Here is a 5,597-nt window from a genome sequence, read left to right on the forward strand (position 1 = left end):
CATAGTGTCGGTCAAAGCACCGAAAAGATCCAGGGCCTGACCATCCGCGACTCGATCGTCGGCAGGCGGCAGGCGACAGGACATGGTCGAGGCCATTGACTACCGCTGACCGACCCCGCCGACTACCAGTCCAGCCCGAGGTCCAGAACGGTGACCGAGTGAGTCAGCGCGCCCACTGCCAGATAATCGACCCCAGTACGCGCATAGTCGATCGCGACGTCCAGGGTGAGCCCGCCGGAAGATTCCAGCTTCGTCGACGGTGAGCGCTTATCGCGCCGCTGCACCGCCATCTGGGTCTCCCAGGGCTCGAAGTTATCCAACAGCACCAGCTGCGGCTCCAGTGCCAACACCTCGTCGAGTTGCGCGAGCGAATCGACTTCCACCTCGACCGGCAGTTCCGGCGCGGCCGCGCGGACCGCCTCCAGCGCGGCGACGACGCCGCCAGCCGCCACCACGTGATTGTCCTTGATTAGCGCCGCATCGCCGAGCCCCATCCGGTGGTTCACGCCGCCCCCGGCGCGGACCGCGTACTTCTGCAGAAAGCGCATCCCCGGCAGCGTCTTGCGGGAGTCGCGGATCTTCGCGCTCGTCCCGTCCACGGCGGCGACCCATTGAGCGGTGGCGGTGGCGATACCGGACAGATGGCACAGCAGGTTCAGCGCCGTACGCTCGGCGGTCAGTAGCGAAATGGCTGGCGCCCGCAGCGCCAGCACCGTTTGCCCGGGCTCGACCGTCGTGCCGTCGGAAATCTCCTCGTCGACGACGTAGTTGGCCGAGCCGATCACCAGATCGAAGACGGCACGCACCACCGGCAGCCCGGCGACGACGCCATGCTGCCTGCTGACGATCCGCGCGTGCGCCACCGCATCGACCGGCACCGTCGCCAGCGTCGTCACGTCCGGGCCGAAGCGCAGATCCTCGTCGAGCGCCGTGGCGATCAACGCGAGCAGCTCCTCGGTCACCTCGAAGCTGAGTTCGCCGCCCGGCGCTGCCTGCCCGATGAAGCCGCCCATCCTGGGACTATTCACCGCTGCCCGGGTTGCCGATGACGATCATCCGCTCGACAGACTTGCGCGCTTTCGCGGCGACGTCGTCGGCGACAAAAACCTCATCCTTACCCTCGGTAAGGCACCGCAGCAGCGCGGCCGGGGTGATCATCTTCATGTACGGGCAGGCGGCCCGCGAATTCACCGGCTGAAAGTCGACCTCCGGCGCGGCTTTGCGCAATTGGTGCAGCATGCCGACCTCGGTGGCCACCAGCACCTGCTTAGCCGTGGTCTCGCGCGCGGCCTCGATCATCCCGCCGGTCGAGAGGATCTTCACCTTGTCCGCGGGCACCGCGCCTTCGCCCGCGAGATACAGCGCCGAGGTGGCGCACCCGCATTCGGGGTGAATGAACAGATCGGCATCCGGGTGGCTCTCGCTCTGCTCGGTCAGCTCGTCACCATTGATCCCGGCGTGCACGTGGCACTCTCCGGCCCAAATATGCATGTTGTCGCGGCCGGTCTCGCGCTTGACGTGCGCCCCCAAGAACTGGTCCGGCAGGAACAGCACCTCGGTGTCCGGATCGATCGACGCGACGACGTCGACGGCGTTGGACGACGTGCAGCAGATGTCGGTCAGGCCCTTCACCTCGGCCGTGGTGTTCACATACGACACCACCATCGCGTTCGGATAGTCCGCCTTCCACTCCCGCAGATCGTCGGCGGTAATCGAGTCAGCCAGCGAGCAGCCGGCCCGCTCGTCCGGAATCAGCACCCGCTTGCCCGGCGCGAGGATCTTCGCGGTCTCGGCCATGAAGTGCACACCGCAGAAGATGATCTCGTCGGCGTCTACCTCGGCGGCGATCCGCGACAGCGCCAGCGAATCACCCACGTAATCGGCGATGTCCTGAATCGGCGGCAACTGGTAGTTGTGCGCCAGGATCACTGCGTTGCGAGCCTTGGCCAACCGCTTGATCTCCGCGGCCCACGCCGCGTCGGCCGCCACCCCGCCGTATGCGGCCGGAATCGACACCCGCGGATCGGGCATACCCAGGTCGGTCTCGGTCCGGGTGATCTCACGCGGGTTGTCCACTGTCGTCACGGCACTCTCCCATCTCAGGGGCGCCGGGGCGGGCTGGCTCCGGCACGGGTTTTCGACCGGTGATCGAAAACTATTCTCACTCATCGTAACACCGGACAGAGCGCATACACTCCCCCCATGGCGACCCCTATCCCCGTCGAAGTACGCAGCGCGGTCTTCCAGGTCCGCGAGACCGCCGACGGCCGCGCCAGCCTGCACGTTCTGCTGCAGAACAGCGACGACCCGACCGGCGACCAGCCACCAGTTCAGTCGCTCCCCGGCGGCGACGTGCACGCCCGCGAAGCCCTGGCCGCCGCCGCACGACGACACCTCGGCAATCAGTCCGGTCTCACCCGGATCGCGCACCTCGAACAGCTCGCCGTCCTCTCTGATCCCGACCGGATCCCCGACGTGCGGACCATCGCCTCGACCTATCTCGGTCTGGTCCGCCGCGATGTGCCTGCCGATCCGAGCGCTGCGGCCGCCTGGTTCGACGTCGACGACCTACCGCCGCTCGCCGTCGACCACGCCGCCGTCGTCGAACTCGCTCGCGGCCGGCTCGCCGCCAAACTCTCGTACACGAATCTCGCCTTTGCGCTGGCCCCGGAACGCTTCGCCATGTCGGAGTTGTCCGAGGTGTACGGCGCCGCGCTCGGCTATCACGTGGATGCGACGAATCTGCTGCGCGTGCTGTCCCGCCGCGGCGTGGTTGTATCGACGGGCACTGTCGGGCGCACCGGCCGCAGCGGCGGTCGACCGCCGGCGCTGTACACCTTCGCCGACGATGCGCTGGTGATCACCGACGAGTTCGCTACGCTCCGGCCGCCACCGTAACCACAGCCGCCGACCTATCATCGTCAGTCACAAATGCCTCGTCTCCCCCGACGATCGCGCAGATCAGATACGTGAGCGCGGCCAGCCCCGGCGCGCAGATCAGCAGCAGCCACGGCGCCGTGACGCCGCCCAAAGTCGCGTGCTCGAACCATAGGTTCTGAACCAGCCGCTGACCGCCGGCCACGGTGACGTCGAGTTCGGGATAACGCGACGAGGCGATCGCCATCGCCACCTGCATGCCGATCAGTCCGGATACGAGAGCTGTTCCCACCGCGACCACCAAGCCCGCCCAGTTGCGCAACTGCGCGGCCGCGAACCAGACGACGACGGCACACCCGATACCCAGCGCGAACCCCAGGAGCGCGAAGTAGGCGGCGCCGCTGAAGAGGTGGGCCATCTCGGCCGGTGACGCCAGCACATCGCCATCAGCGGTAATGGTGATCTGTGCGGTCGGTGTGGTGAAGGCCCACAACGCACCCAGCGCCGCGCCAAGGGCGACCATGGCCAGCAATGCGACGATCGCGCGGCGGCGTTGCCGCGGTGTCACCGATGCCACAGTTCCACCGAATCGACGGTGCCGTGCCGCGAGCAGCGCGCATCCCAGCCGTCGGGCCGAACCTGGACCACCATGCGACGCCCGCACTGGCCGCAGTAGCGGGGCGGCTCCAGACCGAGCTTGGCCGCGGCCGGAACTGCCTCCGGCGACTGCATCTCCAGTGCCAGTCCGGTGTAGACGCCGTAGCGCAGCGGTTCGGTGAGCGGACCGGCGGTGCTCATGAATTCTCCTTCATTGCGCCCAGGCTACCGGGACTGGTTTCGAGTCCTACGTCGCTCACCGGTCGAGCAGAGCATCCCCCGCTTCGCTGGTTGAGCCAGGCCGAGGAACGAGGTCTGTGTCGAAACCACACCCTTAGCCCGTGCTCACAAGGTGTCGTTGAGGGCTTTGATCGGCATCTGCAGGTCTTCGAGAAGATCGAGGTCCGATTCGGCTGGCCGGCCCAGGGTGGTCAGGTAGTTTCCGACGATCACCGCGTTGATGCCACCCAAGATGCCCTGCTTAGCGCCCAGATCACCCAGGGTGATCTCGCGGCCACCGGCGAAGCGCAGGATGGTGCGCGGCAACGCCAGCCGGAAGGCGGCGACGGACTTGAGCGCCTCGGATGCGGGCAGGACGTCGAGGTCGCCGAACGGGGTACCCGGGCGCGGGTTGAGGAAGTTCAGCGGTACTTCGTCCGGGTTCAACGCGGCCAGCTCGGCGGCGAACTCCGCGCGCTGCTCGACGGTCTCACCCATCCCGAGGATGCCGCCGCAGCAGACCTCCATACCGGCCTCGCGCACCATGGTCAGGGTGCCCCAGCGCTCGTCGTAGGTGTGCGTGGTAACCACGTTCGGGAAGTGGCTCCGCGCGGTCTCCAGGTTGTGGTTGTAGCGGTGCACGCCCATCGCGCTCAGTTCGTTGACCTGCTCCTGAGTCAGCATGCCGAGGCTGCAGGCGATCTGGATGTCCACTTCGCTGCGGATAGCCTCGATGCCAGCGGCGACCTGCGCCATCAACCGCTTGTCTGGACCGCGGACGGCGGCGACAATGCAAAACTCGGTGGCACCGCTCTTCGCGGTCTGCTTGGCTGCCTCCACGAGCGCGGGGATGTCGATCCAGGCACTGCGTACCGGCGAGGCGAACAGTCCGGACTGGCTACAGAAGTGACAGTCCTCCGGGCAGCCGCCGGTCTTGAGCGAGATGATGCCCTCGACCTCCACCTCGGGTCCGCACCACTGCATGCGAACGTCGTGCGCCAGTTCCAGCAGTTCGGGCAGTCGCTCGTCCGGCAACTGCAGTACCTGCAGGATCTGCTCATAGCCCAGGCCCTCGCCCAAGTCGAGGACCTGCTGGCGGGCGATGGCGAGGATGTCGGCGGTGTCCGACGACGACGTCGGAGTGGCTTCGGTGGTGGTCACGGGGTCTCCTTAGCGGGAATGGGGTTTGTGAACCAGGTCGGCGCGGTCGCCTGGAAGTCTTCTCTGGGGAGCGCGCCGGCGCCGGCGGGCACAGTGCCGAGCACGTCGAGGCCGGTGAGCCGCGGCAAATCGTCAAGGTTGCAGGTCATCGCCAGATCGGGGCGCTCGGGCCAACTGCCGATGATCAGCCCGGCGGGCTCGCAGCCAGCCGCGCGCAGGGCGTCGACGGTGAGCTCGGTGTGGTTGAGGGCCCCCAGTCCGGGGTCGACGACCACCACCACGGGCGCATCCAGGGCCCGGGCCAGATCGATCAGGGTCAAATCTGGTGCCAGACGTACCAGCACCCCGCCCGCGCCCTCCACCAACACCAGGTCCACCTCGGATTGCAGGAGACGCACGGTCTCGCAGACCTCGTCGATGCGCAGAAAAGGCAGGCCGGCGCGCCGCGCGGCAGTCTCGGGCGCCAGTGGTTCGGGGTAGCGGGCCAGCTCCGCGGTGGGCAGGTCACCGACCAGCCGGACGACGTCGGCGAGATCGCCGGGCGCCGACGGGGCGATTCCCGTCTGCGCGGGCTTCACCACGGCCACTCGTTGTCCGTCGGCGCGAGCCGCGGCGGCCAGCGCCGCCACCGCCACTGTCTTGCCGACGTCGGTCGATGTCCCGGTCACCACGATGATCTGCCCGTTCATCGCACTCCCACCTCGATCAGGGCGTCGTTGACCACGGCGGCGACGGTGTCCAGT

Annotated in this window: 7 protein-coding genes; 1 reads left to right on the forward strand and 6 read right to left on the reverse strand. The window is 67.6% G+C overall.

The genetic code is table 11. The features are described from left to right. Positions 1–122: 122 nt before the first annotated feature. Both nadC and nadA read right to left on the reverse strand, forming a co-directional pair. A complete protein-coding gene (nadC, locus tag WAW85_RS15755; protein WP_422560532.1) occupies positions 123–1,013 on the reverse strand; it encodes a carboxylating nicotinate-nucleotide diphosphorylase in 891 nt (296 codons plus the stop codon). 7 nt (positions 1,014–1,020) lie between these two features. Continuing rightward, a complete protein-coding gene (gene nadA / locus WAW85_RS15760; protein WP_422560538.1) occupies positions 1,021–2,031 on the reverse strand; it encodes a quinolinate synthase NadA in 1,011 nt (336 codons plus the stop codon). 171 nt (positions 2,032–2,202) lie between these two features. Here nadA and WAW85_RS15765 point away from each other — a divergent pair, with 171 nt between their 5' ends. Further along, entirely contained in the window at positions 2,203–2,898 is a 696-nt protein-coding gene (locus WAW85_RS15765) for an NUDIX hydrolase (protein ID WP_422560533.1), read from the forward strand. Here WAW85_RS15765 and WAW85_RS15770 read toward each other — a convergent pair. From WAW85_RS15770 to bioD, 4 genes are all read right to left on the reverse strand, one after another. Next, complete coding sequence (locus tag WAW85_RS15770) at positions 2,876–3,445, reverse strand: DUF2567 domain-containing protein (protein ID WP_422560534.1); 570 nt, start codon at positions 3,443–3,445, stop codon at positions 2,876–2,878. The genes WAW85_RS15765 and WAW85_RS15770 overlap by 23 nt on opposite strands. Next, positions 3,442–3,675, reverse strand: coding sequence for a hypothetical protein (locus WAW85_RS15775; RefSeq protein ID WP_422560535.1), 234 nt, complete (start codon positions 3,673–3,675; stop codon positions 3,442–3,444). The genes WAW85_RS15770 and WAW85_RS15775 overlap by 4 nt, the downstream gene beginning before the upstream one ends. Positions 3,676–3,819: 144 nt before the next feature. After that, positions 3,820–4,854 carry a biotin synthase BioB gene (gene bioB / locus WAW85_RS15780; RefSeq protein ID WP_422560536.1) on the reverse strand — a complete coding sequence of 345 codons (1,035 nt, stop codon included), beginning with the start codon at positions 4,852–4,854 and terminating at the stop codon, positions 3,820–3,822. Further along, the gene (gene bioD / locus WAW85_RS15785; protein ID WP_422560537.1) at positions 4,851–5,543 is read right to left on the reverse strand and encodes a dethiobiotin synthase; all 693 of its coding nucleotides are present in this window, start codon (positions 5,541–5,543) and stop codon (positions 4,851–4,853) included. Before bioD ends, bioB begins: the two co-directional genes overlap by 4 nt. Positions 5,544–5,597 lie beyond the last annotated feature (54 nt).

The sequence above is a fragment of the Gordonia sp. (in: high G+C Gram-positive bacteria) genome (genome assembly GCF_049299075.1).
GTDB lineage: Bacteria > Actinomycetota > Actinomycetes > Mycobacteriales > Mycobacteriaceae > Gordonia.